Genomic DNA, 15289 nt, shown 5'->3' on the forward strand with positions numbered 1-15289 from the left:
CCCGTCATGCGCAGGTACGGCAAGCACACCGACGAAGACGACATCCGCTCGCGCCCCAACCCCAAGGGCAACCGGCCGCGTACGAACATCCGCCCCAAGCACGAGGACGCGGCCGAGGGCTTCGTCCTGACCGTCGACCGGGGCCGGCTGACCTGCCTGGTCGGCGACCGCACGGTGCACGCGATGAAGGCCCGCGAACTGGGCCGCAAGGCGGCGGTGGTCGGTGACCGCGTCTGGATCGTCGGCGACCTGACCGGCAAGAAGGACACCCTCGCCCGCATCGTACGGATCGAGGAGCGCAAGTCCGTCCTGCGGCGCACCGCGGACGACGACGACCCGTACGAGCGGGTGGTCGTCGCCAACGCCGACCAGCTGGCCATCGTCACGGCGCTGGCCGATCCGGAGCCGCGGCCCCGGATGATCGACCGCTGCCTGGTGGCCGCGTACGACGCCGGTCTGGAGCCGTTGCTGGTGCTCACCAAGTCGGACCTGACCTCCGCGGAGAAGATCCTGGAGATCTATTCGACGCTCGGCGTGAACTACGTCGTCACCAACCGCGAGGAGCTGGCGGCCGGCGACGCGGCCGAGCGGGTGCGCGAGCGCCTGAACGGTCGGATCACCGCCTTCGTCGGGCACTCGGGCGTCGGCAAGACCACCCTGGTGAACTCGCTCGTCGCCAAGGGCCGCCAGCGCGCGACCGGACACGTCAACGCGGTCACCGGCCGGGGCCGGCACACCACCACCTCCGCGCTCGCGCTGCCGCTGCCCGGCGGGGACGGCTGGGTCATCGACACCCCCGGCGTGCGCTCGTTCGGCCTGCACCACGTCGACCCGTCCCGGGTCATCCTGGCGTTCCCGGACCTGGTCGGCGGCACGGAGGAGTGTCCGCGCGCCTGCAGCCACGACGAGCCGGACTGCGCGCTCGACCAGTGGGTGGCGGACGGGCACGCGGACCCGGCGCGGCTGTACTCGCTGCGGCGGCTGCTGGAGACGCGGGAGCGCCGCGAGGGCGACTGACCGGCGCACGCGGCCCACCGGCCCGGCGGGGCGCTCGTGTTTGCCGAAGATCGCGTCGGGATAAATGCATAATCGCACCAGGTGACGCGACGTCACGTGACGCGGGACGCGGGGAGGCACATGCGATGGCGTGGCTGCTGGTCGTGGTCGCCGGGATCCTGGAGACCGGTTTCGCGGTGTGCCTCAAGCTCTCCCACGGGTTCACCCGGCTGTGGCCCACGATCGCCTTCGCGTCCTTCGCGCTCGGCAGCTTCGGCCTGCTGACCCTGGCGCTCAAGAAGCTCGACGTGGGCCCCGCGTACGCCGTGTGGACCGGCATCGGCGCGGCCGGCACGGCCATCTACGGCATGGTCTTCCTCGGCGACCTGGTCTCCACGCTGAAACTCGTCTCGATCTCGCTGGTCATCCTCGGCGTCATCGGGCTCCAGCTGTCGGGTTCGGCGCACTGACCAGCCCGAGCAGCGCGGCCGCCGACGGCTCCTCGCCCGGGCCGGTGGGGGCGACCACGTAGGACAGCGCCAGCCGTACGACCAGCTCGCACCGCTGCGCCGGCTCCGCCGGGAGTGCGGCTGACGCGCGGTCCCGGACGGCGCGCACCAGCTCGCCCGGCCCGAGCGCGGGCAGCCCCGGCCGGGCGCCCCGTGCGGGCGGGGCGGGCAGGCCGCCGTTCCACGACCCCGTCAGCAGGGCCCGTACGAGGGGACGCGCGCGGGCCGCCCGTACGGTCCAGTCGGCGACGGCCGTCAGCCGTTCGGCGGTGTCCTGCGAGCCCTCCAGGGCGCGGTCCACGCCCGTCAGGTACCAGTCGGCCTCCCGGCGCACCAGGGCGCGCCCCAGGCCCGCCTTCCCGCCGAACTCGTTGTACAGCGTCTGCCGGGACACCCCGGCCGCCGCCGCCACCTCGACCATCCGCACGGCGGGCCAGGCGCGCGCCGCCAGCGCCGCTCCCGCCGCTTCCAGCAAGGACTCCCGCGCCGCCGCCATCGTCGCCTCCCCCGCTCCCCTCCCCCGGTCGTCCTCCCGTCAGAGTTGACGGGGTGCCAGGTCCTGTCAAGGGCGCCCGTCGGCCGCACCGTGGACGGCGTTCGCCGGCCGGCCGCGGTCTCGATACTGTTCGGCCATGCCCGAGTATGACGATGACCTCCGCCTCGCCCTCGAACTCGCCGACGCCGCCGACGCCGCCACCACGCAGCGTTTCCGCGCCCTCGACCTCCAGGTGGAGACGAAGCCGGACATGACCCCGGTGAGCGAGGCCGACAAGGCCGCCGAGGAGATCATCCGCGCCGGGATCCTGGCCGCGCGGCCGGGCGACGCCATCCTGGGCGAGGAGTACGGGCTCAAGGGCGACGGCCCGCGCCGCTGGGTCGTGGACCCGATCGACGGGACGAAGAACTACGTGCGGGGCGTCCCGGTGTGGGCGACGCTGATCTCGCTGATGGCCGAGGGCGCGGACGGGGTGTTCCGGCCGGTGGTCGGGGTGGTCTCCGCGCCGGCGCTGGGTCGGCGCTGGTGGGCGGCGAAGGGCAGCGGCGCCTGGGCGGGCGGCGCGCTGGGCGAGACCACGGCGATCGGCGTCTCGAAGGTCGCGGCCCTGGGCGACGCCTCGTTCGCGTACTCCTCGCTGACGGGCTGGGAGGAGCAGGGCCGGCTGCCCGGCTTCCTGGACCTGACCCGCGCCTGCTGGCGCACCCGGGGCTACGGCGACTTCTGGCCGTACATGATGGTCGCCGAGGGCTCGCTCGACCTGTGCGCCGAGCCGGAGCTGAACCTGTGGGACATGGCCGCCATCGCGGTGGTCGTCGAGGAGGCGGGCGGCCGTTTCACCAGCCTCGACGGGGTCGACGGCGTCCACGGCGGCAACGCGGCCGCCTCCAACGGCCTGCTGCACGAGGAGATGCTGACGCGCCTGCGTCCGCGCCCCTGAGGCGCGCTGACGCGCCGTCGGTGCGCTCGGCCGGGCGGGTGTTGCCGGGCGCGCCCCTCTTGATGACCCTGCGTGCGCGTGGGAATCTGGGACTCCCCCGCTTGTGCGCTTGTGAAGCCCTTCTCTTGAGGCGGCCCCTCACCCGGCGCACCCACCCAGGCGGGGGCTCACCCAGGAGGTGGCTCCCTTCATGCTCGTCCGCGACGCCATGAGCACCGTGATCCTCACCCTCGGACCCGCCCACACCCTCCGTCAGGCGGCCTGCCTGATGTCCGGCCGGCGCGTCGGCGCGGCCGTCGTCCTCGATCCCGACCACAGCGGCATCGGCATCTTGACCGAGCGCGACATCCTCAACTCCCTCGGCGCCGGCCACGACCCCGACCGGGAGTCGGTGGGCGCCCACACCACCAACAACGTCGTCTTCTGCACCCCCGACGCGACGGTGCAGGAAGCCGCCGAGGCCATGGCGCACGGCGGCTTCCGCCATCTGATCGTGCTGGAGGACGGCGGCCCGGTGGGCATCGTCTCGGTGCGCGACGTCATCCGCTGCTGGGCACCGGCGCGGCGCAGCGCCGTACTCGCGTAGCGACTCCCCGTGGCAGGTACGGCGACGGGCCGGCGCTCCGAGGAGTGCCGGCCCGTCGTCTCGCTACGACAAGCGCCCGTCAGCCGCGCAGGGCCTGGACCGCGACGTCCAGCCGCTTGCCGAAGTCACCGTCCGCCTGGCGGAAGTTGTTGATCGCGCGGTCGACTATGTCGTCACGGGAGACCTTGGCGATGAAGCCGGAGAGGTTCTCGACCAGACGGCCCTTCTCGTCTTCCGACATCAGGCGGTAGAGGTTGCCCGCCTGGACGAAGTCGTTGTCCTCGCGGTGGACCGCGGTGGCGTGGTTGCCCGTGCCACCCGTCAGCGGGACGGGCTGCCACAGCGGGCGGTCCGTCTGGAACGGTCCGCCGAAGCTGTTCGGCTCGTAGTTCTTCGCACCCTTGTGGCGGCCGTCGTACAGGGCGCCGTCGCGGGAGTTGGTGCGCGCCTCGGTGGCGTGCGGACGGTTCACCGGCAGGTGGTCGGCGTTGATGCCGACGCGGTAGCGGTGGGCGTCGCCGTACGCGAAGAGGCGGCCCTGGAGCATCTTGTCCGGGGACGGACCGATTCCGGGGACGAAGTGGGCCGGGCTGAAGATGCTCTGCTCGACCTCGGCGAAGATGTTCTCCGGGTTGCGGTTGAGCTCCAGCTTGCCGATCTCGATCGGCGGGTAGTCCGCGTGCGGCCACACCTTGGTGAGGTCGAACGGGTTGAAGCGGTATTCCGCCGCCTCGGCCGCCGGCATGATCTGGACCTGCACGGTCCAGCTGGGGAAGTCGCCGCGCTCGATGGACTCGCGCAGGTCGCGCTGGTGGGAGTCGGGGTCCTCACCGGCGAGCAGGTTGGCCTCGGCCTGGGTGAGGTTCTTGATCCCCTGGTCGGTCTTGAAGTGGTACTTGACCCAGAAGACCTCGCCGGCCTCGTTGTTCCACTGGAAGGTGTGCGAGCCGAAGCCGTCCATGTGCCGGTAGGAGGCCGGGATGCCGCGGTCGCCGAAGAGCCAGGTCACCTGGTGCGTCGACTCGGGGCTCAGGCTCCAGAAGTCCCACACGTTGTCGGCTTCCTGCGAGCCCGTGTACGGGTCGCGCTTCTGCGTGTGAATGAAGTCCGGGAACTTGATCGCGTCGCGGATGAAGAAGACCGGGGTGTTGTTGCCGACGAGGTCGTAGTTGCCCTCTTCGGTGTAGAACTTGAGCGCCCAGCCGCGCGGGTCGCGGCGCGCGTCGGCGCCGCCGAGGCTGTCCGCGACGGTGGAGAAGCGCAGGAAGGTCTCGGTCTGCTTGCCGACCTCGGACAGGAACTTCGCGCGGGTCCACCGGGAGACGTCACGGGTGAGCGTGAAGGTGCCGTACGCACCGGCACCGCGGGCGTGCACGACGCGCTCCGGGATGCGCTCGCGGTTGAAGTGGGCGAGCTTCTCCAGCAGGAGCTGGTCCTGGACGAGTACGGGGCCACCGACGCCGGCGGTCTCACTGTTCTGGTTGTCCGCGACCGGGGCTCCGGCCTCCGTGGTGAGCGGTCCCTGCGTCACGTGCGCCTCCTGCGTCATTTCCTGCGTGTCCTGTCCTCATGGTCAGCCGTACTCGATCCTACAATGGACTTTGTCTAAGTCAAGCAGCCATCCAACTCCGCACTTGTTCGGGAGTTACACCGAATCAGCCGCACTGTTAGGCTTGGACTCATGAGTGACCTGCTGGAACGACTTCGCGGACGCGGATGGCGCATGACCGCACAGCGGCGCGTCGTGGCCGAGGTGCTCGACGGTGACCACGTTCACCTGACGGCCGACGAGGTGCACGCGCGCGCGGTGGCCAAGCTGCCGGAGATCTCCCGGGCGACGGTGTACAACACCCTGGGCGAGCTGGTCAGCCTGGGCGAGGTGCTGGAGGTCTCCACGGACCGCCGCGCCAAGCGGTACGACCCGAACGCCCACCGCGCGCACCAGCACCTGGTGTGTGCGCAGTGCGGCGCGATCCGCGACGTCCACCCGTCGGGCGACCCGCTGGCCGACCTGCCGGACGCGGAGCGGTTCGGCTTCGTGGTCTCCGCGGTCGAGGTGACGTACCGGGGTGTGTGCCCGAACTGCGCGGGGGCGTAGCCGCAAGGGAACGCAAGAGAAGAGGAGGGGCCCGGAACCGGTCGGTTCCGGGCCCCTTCGGCCTGTGCGCTTCGCTTCCGTTTCCGCTCGCGAAATGACCGAAGGCCCGGATCCATGGGATCCGGGCCTTCGGTTTCAGTAGCGGGGACAGGATTTGAACCTGCGACCTCTGGGTTATGAGCCCAGCGAGCTACCGAGCTGCTCCACCCCGCGTCGGTAAACACGACTTTACGTGACGCCCCCCGGCAGATGCAAATCGCTTAACGATCCACCCGCTCGGGCCCGCGGTGGGGTGCGGGCTCCGGGGCGGAGGCCCGGGAGCCCGGCGCGGCCGCGGCCGCGGGGCCCGCCGGGCCGGTGCCCGACGGCGCCGCGGACGACCCCGCCGTACCCCGCCCTACCGCCGCCGGACCCCCCCTACCGCCGCCGGATCCCCGGTCGGGGTTACGCCGAGAGTTCCTCGGCCAAGGCGTCCCGCAGCCGCGCCGCCCGCTCGGAGACCTCCGCCGGCCCCAGCTCCATGGCCCGCACGCACCACTTCTGCCCCTCGTTGAGGTCCCCCTGCCGCGCGGCCAGCAGCCCGAGCCGCAGCGCCGCCCGGCCGTGGCCGGCCACCGCCGCCCGCGTCCACCACAGCGCCGCCTCCGGTTCGTTCCCCTCCCGGGCCAGCAGCAGCCCCAGGTTGAACGCCCCGTTGCGCGAGCCGGCCTCCGCCGCCTCCCGGTACCACCGCGCGGCCGCCGCCAGGTCGCCCCGCGCAGCCGCCAGCATCCCGACCCGGACCTGGGCCCGCCGGTGGCCCTGCTCGGCCGCGCGCTCGTACCACTCCTCGCTCTCGGTCCGCGCCGCCCCGCCGACCGGCTCGCCCAGCGCCACCGGCTCCGGCGGCGGGGCCAGCGACTCCAGGAGCGCGGCCAGCCTGAACGCCGCCTCCGCGCTGCCGCCGCCCGCCGCGCAGCGCAGGTGCCGTTCCGCCGCCCGCTCCTCGCCGTCCCGCACCAGTGCGATGCCGACCTGGAGTGCCGCGTCGGTGTGGCCGGCCGACGCGGCCCGCTCGTACCACTTGAGCGCCGTGCGGTCCTCGTCCCGGCTGGCGAACAGGATCCCGAGGTTGAAGGCGGCGTCCACGCTGCCCGCCTCGGCCGCCTTGGAGAACCACGGCTCGGCGCCTTCCGCGTCGCCGCCCTGGAGGAGCAGGATCGCCAGGGCGTTGGCCGCCTCGCGGTGGCCCGCGTAGGCCGCCCGGCGGTACCACTGCTCGGCCTGCGCCGTCCGTTCCTGCGCGGCGCACAGCAGCGCGAGGTTGTACGCCCCGTTGTGGTCACCGGCGTCCATCGCGACCCGGTACCACTTCTCGGCCGTCTGGGTCTCGCCCCGGGCCGCGTGCAGGGCGCCGAGGGCGTTGGCCGCGTTGCCGTCGCCGTCCTCGGCGGCCCGGCGCCACCAGGCCGCCGCGCTCTCCTCGTCCCCGGCGTCGCGCAGCAGGAAGCCGAGGGCGCACGCGGCCCGCGCCTCCCCCTGCTTCGCCGAGGTCAGGTACCAGCGCCCCGCCTCCTTGAGCTCACCGCGGGCCTCCAGCAGCGCGCCCAGGTGCAGCGCGGCCCGGCGGTGCCCGCGTGCGGCGGCCTGCCGGTACCACTGCTCGGCCTCGACGGGGTCGCCCTTCCTCAGGTGGCGGGCGAGCCGGTACGCGGCTTCGCGGTGCCCCTGTTCCGCCGCGGCGCGGAACCACCGCTCGACGCCCTTGTCCCCCCGGTGTTCCAGCAGGTCGGCCAGCCCGTAGGCGCCCAGGGCGTGGCCGGACTCCGCCGCCTGGCGCATCCAGTACTCGGCCGCGGGCTCATCACCCCGCTCACGGTAGTGCCGGCCCAGGGCGTGCGCGGCCGGCGCGGAGCCGGCGACGGCGGCGACCCGCCACCAGCCGGCCGCCTCGTCGGGGTAGCCGCGCTGGTGCAGCAGCACCCCGAGGTTGTTGGCGGCGGCGCGGTCCCCCTCGGCGGTGGCTCCCCGCAGGTACGGCTCGGCCCCGGCCAGGTCGCCGCGGCGCAGCAGCAGGGCCCCGAGCACGCTCATGGCGCCGGGGTCCCCCTTGTCGGCGGCCACGCGGTGCCGGGCCTCCAGCTCCGCGTCACTGGCCACGTCGGCTTCGGCGAACGCTTCGTCCGCGAAATCCGCATCGGTCAATGCGGTCTGCGCGTTAACGGTCTGAGCCCCCTTCTCGGCTTCGCTGCCCGACTCGACCCCCGACCTCACAAACCGCCCTGTCTCCAGCAGAGTTGACCTGTCCCCCATAAATCCCATCGTCGCATCACCTGCTACCCGCGTACACCTGGTATGTCGCAGCCAGTGAGGTCACTACAGCGTTTTGTCGACATGCCCACAGAGAGACAAGTCAAACACGCTCCCATCCCAACTCACCCGCCCCAGTGACCCCGTGTGCCGGCGGTCGCCTCCCCCGGACATGACGAAGGCCCGGATCCCATGGATCCGGGCCTTCGTTTTCAGTAGCGGGGACAGGATTTGAACCTGCGACCTCTGGGTTATGAGCCCAGCGAGCTACCGAGCTGCTCCACCCCGCGTCGGTGAAACCACAGTATCACGACGCGGGGCCGGGCCATTACCCAGTGATCATCAGCTGCCCGGCTTGGGGGCCGTCAGCTTCGCCTCGGCGTCCACCGCACGCTGCAGCGCTGCCTTGATGTCGTCCTGGGCCTTGCCGAACGCCGTCCAGTCGCCCGCCTGGCGCGCCTTCTCCGCCGCCTCGATGGCCTTCTGCGCGTCCGACAGGGCCGCCTTGACCGTCGGGTCCTGCGTACCCGGCGGCGTGGTGGTGCCTTCGCCGGGCGGGGTGGTGGGGGTGGTCGGCGTCGTCGGCGCGCTCGGCGCCTCCGCCCCGAACACCACGTTCAGCGCCTTCTCCAGCGTGTCCTCGAAGGCCGTCTGGCCGCCGTAGGTCACCAGGACCTTGCGCAGCGTCGGGTACTTGAGGCCGCCGCCCTTGACGTACACCGGCTCGACGTTCAGCACTCCGTCGTCCAGCGGCACCGTCAGCAGGTTTCCGTACTCCACCTGGGAGTCGCCCCGGCTCAGGATGTTGATCTCCTGGGCGATCTCCGGCTTGGAGTTGAACTTGCTCTGGACCTGCTTGGGTCCGTCGACCGGGGTACTGGTCGGCAGTTTCAGGATGCGGATCTTGCCGTAGTCCGGGGTGCCCGGATCGGCGTTGACCGCCATGAAGGCGCTCAGGTTGTCCCGGCCGTTCGGCGTGAAGGTCGTCGTGAGCGAGAACGCCTGCTCCTTCTGGCCCGGCATCTTCATCGACAGGTAGTACGGCGGCACCGCGCTGCCCGTCTTGGTGGTCGGGTCGTCCGGGACGGCCCAGACCTCCGAACCGCTGAGGAACGTCTGCGCGTCCGTGACGTGGTAGCGGGTCAGCAGTTCGCGCTGCACCTTGTAGAGGTCCTGCGGGTAGCGCATGTGGTCGATGAGCGCCTTGGGGATCTCGCTCTTGGCCTTGACGGTGCCGGGGAACGCCTTCATCCAGGTCTTGAGGACCGGGTCCTGGGTGTCCCACTGGTACAGCTTGATCGTGCCGTCGTAGGCGTCGACGGTGGCCTTCACCGAGTTCCGGATGTAGTTGACCCGGTTCTCCTGCGCCACGACCGCGCGCTGGCTGTTGGTGAGCGAGTCCGCCGTGGAGTCGCCGAGCGTGGTGCGCGAGGCGTACGGGTAGCCGTTCGTCGTCGTGTAGGCGTCCACGATCCACTGGATGCGGCCGTCGACCACGGCCGGGTAGGCCGCGCCGTCGATGGTCAGCCAGGGGGCGACGGCCTCGACGCGCTCCTTGGGCGTGCGGTTGTACAGGATCCGCGAACCGTCGCCGATGGCACCGGAGTAGAGGATCTGCGGCTCGCTGAACGCGAGGGCGTAGGCGGCCCGGTTGACCGGGTTGTCGAGGCTGACACCGCTCTTGCCGGTGTAGCTCGTCTCCTTCTCGCCCTTGTCGTCGGAGTAGTCGAGCTCCTTCTGCGGACCGCCGACGATCGAGTACTGCTTCGTCTGCTCGCCGTAGTAGATCTGCTGCTTGAAGGCGTTCCCGGTGCCGAACTCGCCCTTGGAGGGCAGGTCGGACTGGATGAAGACCGGGTCGCCGTTCTTCGTGACCTCGGTGCCCTTGGCGGCGACCACGCCGTAGCCGTGCGTGTACCGGAAGTGGTCGTTGATCCAGTTGTTCTTGGGGATGCCCGCGAGGTTCAGCTCGCGCAGGCCGATGACGGTGTCCTGGCCCTTGTAGCGGTCGACGGCGAGGGTCGCCGGGAAACCGTAGTAGCCCTTGACCTGCTGGAGCTGCTGGAAGGCCGGCGAGACGATGTTCGGGTCGAGCAGGCGGATGCTCGCGGTGCTGTCCGCGTTGGCCCGCAGCTTGGCCCGGTCGGTGTTGGACCCGGTTCCCGGGTAGTCCTTCACCTCGGCGTCGTCGATGCCGTAGGCGTTCCGCGTCGCCTCGATGTTCTTCTCGACGTACGGGGACTCCTTGGCCTGCTCGTTCGGCTGGACCTGGAACTTCTGCACGATCGCCGGGTACAGCCCGCCGATGAGGATCGCCGAGAGGACCATCAGGCCGAAGCCGATGACCGGCAGCTGCCAGGTCCGGCGCCACAGCGTGGCGAAGAACAGCAGGGCGCAGATCGCGGCGATGGCGACGAGGATCGTCTTCGCCGGGAGGTAGGCGTTGGCGTCGACGTACCGCAGGCCGGTCCAGTTGTCGGCGGCCTTGAAGTCACTCGACTTCACCGCGAGGCCGTACCGGTCGAGCCAGTACGCGACCGCCTTCAAGGTCACGAACAGGCCGAGCAGCACCGACAGGTGACCGGTGGCGGCGGCGGTGGCCCGGGCGCCGGGGCTGGTCACGCGCAGCCCGCCGTACAGGTAGTGCACGACGACGGCGGCGATCACCGACAGCACGACCGCCGCGAACCCGAAGCCCAGCAGGAAGCGGTACCAGGGCAGATCGAAGGTGTAGAAGGACACGTCCAGACCGAACTGGGGGTCCTTCTGCCCGAAGGGCACCCCGTTCACGTACATCAGCCAGGTCTTCCACTGGCCGGCTGCCGACGCCCCCGCGATCAGCCCGACGATCGCGGCGATGCCCAGGAGCAGCCACTTCTTGTAGGGGGCGACGCTCATCCGGTAGCGGTCGAGGCTCTGCTGCTCCATCGACATCGCGCTGAGCGGCGGCCTCAGCCGGTGCGCCAGCCAGATGTTGAACCCGACGGCTCCCGCCATCAGCAGTCCGAACACCGCGAAAAGGCCGATCTTGGTCCACAGAGTGGTGGTGAACACACTGGAGAACGCGACGGAGCGGAACCAGAGCCAGTCGGTCCAGAAGCCCGCGAACATGATGAACGCCATGGCCAGCACGGCCAGAACGCCCAGAGTCATCAGAAGAGTGCGGGCACGCCGGGAGGGGCGGCCGACTCTCATCCGTGGCCCGGAGGGGCCTGCGCCGCGGTCCGGCATCTGGAAAGCCAAGGTGCGCACCTCTGAAAGTCGCTGGGGCTGGTCATCAACGGGCCCCCGATCGTAGAGCCCACTCATGCAACTTACTGAGGCTTTAGTCAGTTCCCGCTATCCGGTCCGAAGGAGGCAGGATGTTGTCCATGTCCAACCTTTCGCCTTCCGGCACTCCCATGGCGGCCAGCCCGCTGACCCGCGCCTGCCTCGAGATCGACGAGTACGCGGCCGGCCTCGGCTGGGACCGGCCGGCCCGGCTGTTCGCCCTCGTAGACACCGCCCGCCTGCGCAGGCAGGAGCCCCGTCTGGCCGGCCAGCTCGGTCTCGACCAGGACGACACCGGCAAGTCCTCCCTGACCCCGATCGAGCAGGAGGAGGTGCCCGCCAACACCCCGCTCGACAAGTTCCTGGGCACCATCGCCTGGCCCGACGCGGTCGTGGGCTGCGCGCTGACCGTGGAGCGGCTGATGCTGCCGCCGTCCGCGGAGGCCTCCGTACCGGAGGGGCTGAGCGACAAGCAGCTGGCGAAGTGGGTCGCCTCGCACCCGGAGCGGCAGGAGGTCCGCCTCACGGTGGCGGTGCTGCGGGACGGGTCGCGCGAGTCGGCGGTCCGGCTGCGGGAGAAGGACTCCTCCAGCGAGGTCCTCACCGGCGAGGGGCTGGTGCCCGGGCTGGCGGAGGCGCTGGCGGCGACCTTCGCGTAGCCGCCGGGGCCGCGGGCCCGGTCAGGACGTGGTGCAGCTCGGCAGCCCGGCCGTGTCCCCCTTGGCGATCTTCTCCAGTGCCTGTTCCGCGTCGCCGATGGTGGAGACCTTGACCAGGGTCAGGCCGTCGGGGACGTGCGCGGCGGCGGAGGCGCAGTTCTCGGCGGGCGTGAGGAAGTACCGGGCGCCCGCCTTGCGGGCCCCGATGGTCTTCAACTGGATGCCGCCGATCGGGCCGACCTTGCCGGCGTCGTCGATGGTGCCGGTGCCCGCGATGAACTTCCCTCCGGTCAGGTCGGCGGGGGTGAGCTTGTCGACGATGCCGAGCGCGAACATCAGGCCTGCGCTGGGGCCGCCGACGTCGGCGAGCTTGATGTCGATGGGGAACGGGAAGGTGTGGTCGACGCCGGCGCGGATGCCGACGATGGCGTGGCCGTCGTCCTCCGCCTTCCCTGCGACGATCGTGACCTTGACCGTGGTGCTCGGCTCGCGGCCCGCCTTCTCGGCCTCGGCCGCGTCGGCGGCGGGCACGATGGTGAACTCGACCGGCTCTCCGGGCTTGTGCTTGGTGACGAGCTTGGCCACGTCGCCGGGTTCCGCCACGGGGGCGCCGTCCACGGACTTGATCACGTCACCGGCGTGCAGCTTGCCTTCGGAGGGACTGCCCTTGACCACGGTGGAGACGACGACCCGGACCGGGACCTCGATGCCCAGCTGCTTGAGGGCCGCGACCTTGGCGCTCTCCTGCGACTGGCTGAACTCCTCGGCGTTCTCCTGGGTGGACTGCTTGTCCGTCTTGCCGTCGGGATAGAGGTTCTCGTGCGGCACCACGATGGTGTCCCCGGCCAGCCAGCCGTACACCGCTTCCAGCAGGTTCATGTCGTAGTCCGCCCCGGTGACGCGGACCGTCGTCATGTTGAGGTGCCCGGTGGTGGGGTAGGTCTTGTGCCCCGAGATGTTCAGGACGGGCTCGCCGTGCGACTCGCCGAGCGTGTTCACGGTGGGGCCGGGGCTCATCTCGGAGTACGGGACCTTGAGGAAAACCCCTGCGCAGAGCAGTGCGAACAGCATGAGGGTGGAAGCGAGCATCGTCGCAGTGCGGCGTGGCATGGACCGACAGTACGGGACGCCTCTGACGGGCGGCCCGTGGGGCCGGTCCGTACGGGGTTCGTCCGCGGACTTCTCAGGGGATTCTCAGGCGGACCTCGCGGGACGCGTCAGACGGCGTCGGAACCGGAGTGCGCCTTCTCCCTCGTCTCGATGCCGCTCGTCGTGGTGAGGTGCGTCGTCATGGGGTGCGTGGTGGTGAGGTTCGTCGTGGTGAGCTTCGTTCCGGGCCGGATCTGCTCGGACTGATCCATGGCCTCGCGGAAGCGTGCGTAGCCGGTGAGCTCGGATATGTCGCCGGTCGTGCGGTCGCGCGCCGCCCAGCTGCCCCATATCGCCGCTCCGATGGCGGCGAACAGCGGAATCAGCAACCACGCCAGTGACGCCATGGACGTGCCTCCCTGCCCCGAAAGTACGTGTCGTCGGTGGCTTCAACGCTCGTGCCCGGAAGGGGGTTACGCAAACCGAGGGCGTGTTGCGCGGCCGAACGGGTGTGAGGTTACCCCCTTGCGGGGGCTGTACCGGGGCCGGGGGTTCAGCAGGCCCCGACCCACTCCTGCGTGCCGTCGGCGAAGGTCTGGTGCTTCCAGATCGGGACCTCGTGCTTGAGGTCGTCGATCAGCATCCGGCAGGCTTCGAAGGCCTCGCCGCGGTGCGGGCAGGACACGGCCACGACCACCGCCAGGTCACCCACCGACAGGTCGCCGACGCGGTGCACGGCGGCGAGGGCGCGCACGGGGTACTTCTCCACGACGCGCTCGGCGATGCGGCGCATCTCGGCCTCGGCCGTGGGGTGGCAGGAGTAGCCGAGGGAGTCGACGTCGGCCCCGCCGTCGTGGTTGCGCACCGTGCCGACGAAGAGGGTCGTGCCGCCCGTCGCGTCGTCGCCGACCGCCGTGAAGACCTCGTCGATCGAGAGCGGGGTCTCGCGGATCGCGAGCAGCCGGATCGGATCCTGGGCGGCCTGCTCGCCGGGGTGGTCGAAGTGCGGTGCCATACCGCCCATCGTGCCCTAGCGGGGGCCGCCGCGAAATAGCCGATTCACCCTGCCCTCTGCGGCCGCCTTGGGAGCCTCCTACAGGAAGCCGTGCCGCCGCCCTCCGGCGAGGCGACCGGGCCGGACTCCGAAGCGACGCTGCCGGGCCGGGCCGGGGCGGGGCGGGCGGGGCCGGGACCGGACGGGCCAGCGAAGTGACGTGGCCGGGCCGCGGGCGGTCCCGCACGGCCATCGCCGCCGCGACCGGGCCGGACTCCGAAGCGACGCTGCCGGGCCGGGCCGGGCGGGGCCGGGACCGGACGGGCCAGCGAAGTGACGTGGCCGGGCCGCGGGCGGTCCCGCACGGCCATCGCCGCCGCGACCTGCCCGTCCCGTCGGATACCGCGACGGTCTGCCGGGCCCGAACGCCCAGGAGGGCGGGGTGGGCCGGCCCGGGGCGAGACAGGACGGGCCGGGACGAGCCGGGCCGAGCCGGGACGGGACAGGCCGGGACGAGCCGGGCCGGCCCGGGGCGGGATGGGGCGGGGGCGGGACGAGCCGGGCCGGCGAAGTGACCTGGCCGGGCCGCGGGCCGCCCTGGCGCCCCGCGGCCCGCCCCGGGCGGTCCCGCGCGGGCATCGCCGCCGCGACCTGTTCGTCCCGTCGGATACCGCGACGGTCTGGCGGGCCCGAACGCCCAGGAGGGCGGGGTGGGCCGGAGGCCGAGGAGGCCCGGCAAGCCCGAAGGCTGGCGGGTCCGGCGGGCTCGCCACCCCGCCCCCTCGCGGGCCCCGGACGGGGAACCCGCCGGGGCAGCGAGCGGCCCAGTGCCCGCGCCCGAAGGCCGCTACGCCCCGCTGGCGCCCGGAGGGCCCAGGCCCGGCGCTCCATGGCGGCGGCCCTGCGCGCCTCGGCCGGCAGGCCCGGGAAGCCCGCAGGTCTGGAAACCCAGGCGGCCCGGGACGGCCAAGGGGGACCGGACAGCCCGGCAGGCCGGGAGCCCCGGAGGCCGGGAAGCCCAGGCGGCCCAGGAGGGCCGGGGCGGGAGGCCCGGGAAACGCAGGAAGCCCGGCAAGCCCGCAGGGCTCAGGCGGCCCGGGAGGGCAAGGGGGCCCGGCAAGCCCCGCAGGCTTGGAGGCCGGAAAGCCCATGCGGTCCAGAACGGCCGGGACGGCCGGGACGGCCGGGACGGCCGGGACGGCCGGGACGGCCGGGACGGCCGGGACGGCCGGGACGCCCGGGACGGCCGGGACGGCCGGGACGCCCGGGACGCCCGGGACGGCCGGGACGCCCGGGAAGCCCAGGAAGCCCAGGAGGCCCGGGACGGCCGGGACGCCCGGGAAGCCCAGGAAGCCCAGGAGGC

The 15289-nt window shown here is 72.0% G+C and carries 13 protein-coding genes and 2 tRNA genes; 6 read left to right on the plus strand and 9 right to left on the minus strand.

All coding sequences use genetic code 11. The annotated features are described in order from the left end of the window. Positions 1–6: 6 nt before the first annotated feature. Together rsgA and ACIA6C_RS07125 are read left to right on the plus strand one after the other, a co-directional pair. Positions 7–1017 (plus strand): ribosome small subunit-dependent GTPase A, encoded by a 1011-nt coding sequence (gene rsgA / locus ACIA6C_RS07120; protein WP_361128900.1) that lies wholly within the window; start codon positions 7–9, stop codon positions 1015–1017. Between the two features lie 125 nt (positions 1018–1142). After that, positions 1143–1466: a multidrug efflux SMR transporter gene (locus ACIA6C_RS07125; RefSeq protein WP_190183336.1), complete on the plus strand. Its 324-nt coding sequence runs from the start codon at positions 1143–1145 to the stop codon at positions 1464–1466. Here ACIA6C_RS07125 and ACIA6C_RS07130 read toward each other — a convergent pair. Beyond that, the gene (locus tag ACIA6C_RS07130; protein ID WP_399273473.1) at positions 1432–2001 is read right to left on the minus strand and encodes a TetR/AcrR family transcriptional regulator; all 570 of its coding nucleotides are present in this window, start codon (positions 1999–2001) and stop codon (positions 1432–1434) included. The two genes, ACIA6C_RS07125 and ACIA6C_RS07130, sit on opposite strands and share 35 nt — an antisense overlap. Before the next feature lie 136 nt (positions 2002–2137). Between ACIA6C_RS07130 and hisN the strand changes: the two genes are divergently transcribed. Continuing rightward, positions 2138–2941: a histidinol-phosphatase gene (gene hisN / locus ACIA6C_RS07135; RefSeq protein WP_399273475.1), complete on the plus strand. Its 804-nt coding sequence runs from the start codon at positions 2138–2140 to the stop codon at positions 2939–2941. Positions 2942–3131: 190 nt separating this feature from the next. Further along, a complete protein-coding gene (locus ACIA6C_RS07140) occupies positions 3132–3527 on the plus strand; it encodes a cyclic nucleotide-binding/CBS domain-containing protein (RefSeq protein WP_190183333.1) in 396 nt (131 codons plus the stop codon). Positions 3528–3606: 79 nt separating this feature from the next. On the opposite strand, the gene ACIA6C_RS07145 is transcribed toward ACIA6C_RS07140, so the two are convergent. Next, positions 3607–5058 carry a catalase gene (locus ACIA6C_RS07145; protein WP_399273478.1) on the minus strand — a complete coding sequence of 484 codons (1452 nt, stop codon included), beginning with the start codon at positions 5056–5058 and terminating at the stop codon, positions 3607–3609. Positions 5059–5208: 150 nt separating this feature from the next. Here ACIA6C_RS07145 and ACIA6C_RS07150 point away from each other — a divergent pair, with 150 nt between their 5' ends. Further along, positions 5209–5625: a Fur family transcriptional regulator gene (locus ACIA6C_RS07150; RefSeq protein WP_329198116.1), complete on the plus strand. Its 417-nt coding sequence runs from the start codon at positions 5209–5211 to the stop codon at positions 5623–5625. Between the two features lie 139 nt (positions 5626–5764). Here the strand turns inward: ACIA6C_RS07150 and ACIA6C_RS07155 are convergent. From ACIA6C_RS07155 to ACIA6C_RS07170, 4 genes are all read right to left on the minus strand, one after another. Continuing rightward, positions 5765–5838 (minus strand) — tRNA-Met (locus tag ACIA6C_RS07155). A gap of 231 nt (positions 5839–6069) precedes the next feature. Then, positions 6070–7926 (minus strand): tetratricopeptide repeat protein, encoded by a 1857-nt coding sequence (locus ACIA6C_RS07160; RefSeq protein ID WP_361128912.1) that lies wholly within the window; start codon positions 7924–7926, stop codon positions 6070–6072. A 204-nt stretch (positions 7927–8130) separates the two neighbouring features. Further along, a tRNA-Met gene (locus tag ACIA6C_RS07165) sits at positions 8131–8204 on the minus strand. Positions 8205–8256: 52 nt separating this feature from the next. Beyond that, a complete protein-coding gene (locus ACIA6C_RS07170; RefSeq protein WP_399274515.1) occupies positions 8257–11145 on the minus strand; it encodes a UPF0182 family protein in 2889 nt (962 codons plus the stop codon). Positions 11146–11276: 131 nt separating this feature from the next. Between ACIA6C_RS07170 and ACIA6C_RS07175 the strand changes: the two genes are divergently transcribed. Then, on the plus strand, positions 11277–11843 hold the full coding sequence (locus tag ACIA6C_RS07175) for a PPA1309 family protein (RefSeq protein WP_361128915.1): 567 nt from the start codon (positions 11277–11279) through the stop codon (positions 11841–11843). Between the two features lie 21 nt (positions 11844–11864). Here the strand turns inward: ACIA6C_RS07175 and ACIA6C_RS07180 are convergent, their stop codons facing one another. From ACIA6C_RS07180 to ACIA6C_RS07190, 3 genes are all read right to left on the minus strand, one after another. Continuing rightward, complete coding sequence (locus tag ACIA6C_RS07180; protein ID WP_399273481.1) at positions 11865–12953, minus strand: PDZ domain-containing protein; 1089 nt, start codon at positions 12951–12953, stop codon at positions 11865–11867. Between the two features lie 107 nt (positions 12954–13060). Then, positions 13061–13339: a hypothetical protein gene (locus ACIA6C_RS07185; protein WP_399274573.1), complete on the minus strand. Its 279-nt coding sequence runs from the start codon at positions 13337–13339 to the stop codon at positions 13061–13063. Between the two features lie 146 nt (positions 13340–13485). Next, complete coding sequence (locus ACIA6C_RS07190; protein WP_361128921.1) at positions 13486–13947, minus strand: molybdenum cofactor biosynthesis protein MoaE; 462 nt, start codon at positions 13945–13947, stop codon at positions 13486–13488. Positions 13948–15289: the final 1342 nt, after the last annotated feature.

It is taken from the genome of Streptomyces sp. NPDC051578 (genome assembly GCF_044454045.1).
Classification (GTDB): domain Bacteria; phylum Actinomycetota; class Actinomycetes; order Streptomycetales; family Streptomycetaceae; genus Streptomyces.

Bases quoted from the DNA above. Each gene is read 5' to 3' on its own strand.
- rsgA (WP_361128900.1), top strand. From the start codon at position 7: ATGCGCAGGTACGGCAAGCACACCGACGAAGACGACATCCGCTCGCGC.
- ACIA6C_RS07125 (WP_190183336.1), top strand. From the start codon at position 1,143: ATGGCGTGGCTGCTGGTCGTGGTCGCCGGGATCCTGGAGACCGGTTTC.
- ACIA6C_RS07130 (WP_399273473.1), bottom strand. From the start codon at position 2,001: ATGGCGGCGGCGCGGGAGTCCTTGCTGGAAGCGGCGGGAGCGGCGCTG.
- hisN (WP_399273475.1), top strand. From the start codon at position 2,138: ATGCCCGAGTATGACGATGACCTCCGCCTCGCCCTCGAACTCGCCGAC.
- ACIA6C_RS07140 (WP_190183333.1), top strand. From the start codon at position 3,132: ATGCTCGTCCGCGACGCCATGAGCACCGTGATCCTCACCCTCGGACCC.
- ACIA6C_RS07150 (WP_329198116.1), top strand. From the start codon at position 5,209: ATGAGTGACCTGCTGGAACGACTTCGCGGACGCGGATGGCGCATGACC.
- ACIA6C_RS07160 (WP_361128912.1), bottom strand. From the start codon at position 7,926: ATGGGATTTATGGGGGACAGGTCAACTCTGCTGGAGACAGGGCGGTTT.
- ACIA6C_RS07170 (WP_399274515.1), bottom strand. From the start codon at position 11,145: ATGCCGGACCGCGGCGCAGGCCCCTCCGGGCCACGGATGAGAGTCGGC.
- ACIA6C_RS07175 (WP_361128915.1), top strand. From the start codon at position 11,277: ATGTTGTCCATGTCCAACCTTTCGCCTTCCGGCACTCCCATGGCGGCC.
- ACIA6C_RS07180 (WP_399273481.1), bottom strand. From the start codon at position 12,953: ATGCCACGCCGCACTGCGACGATGCTCGCTTCCACCCTCATGCTGTTC.
- ACIA6C_RS07185 (WP_399274573.1), bottom strand. From the start codon at position 13,339: ATGGCGTCACTGGCGTGGTTGCTGATTCCGCTGTTCGCCGCCATCGGA.
- ACIA6C_RS07190 (WP_361128921.1), bottom strand. From the start codon at position 13,947: ATGGCACCGCACTTCGACCACCCCGGCGAGCAGGCCGCCCAGGATCCG.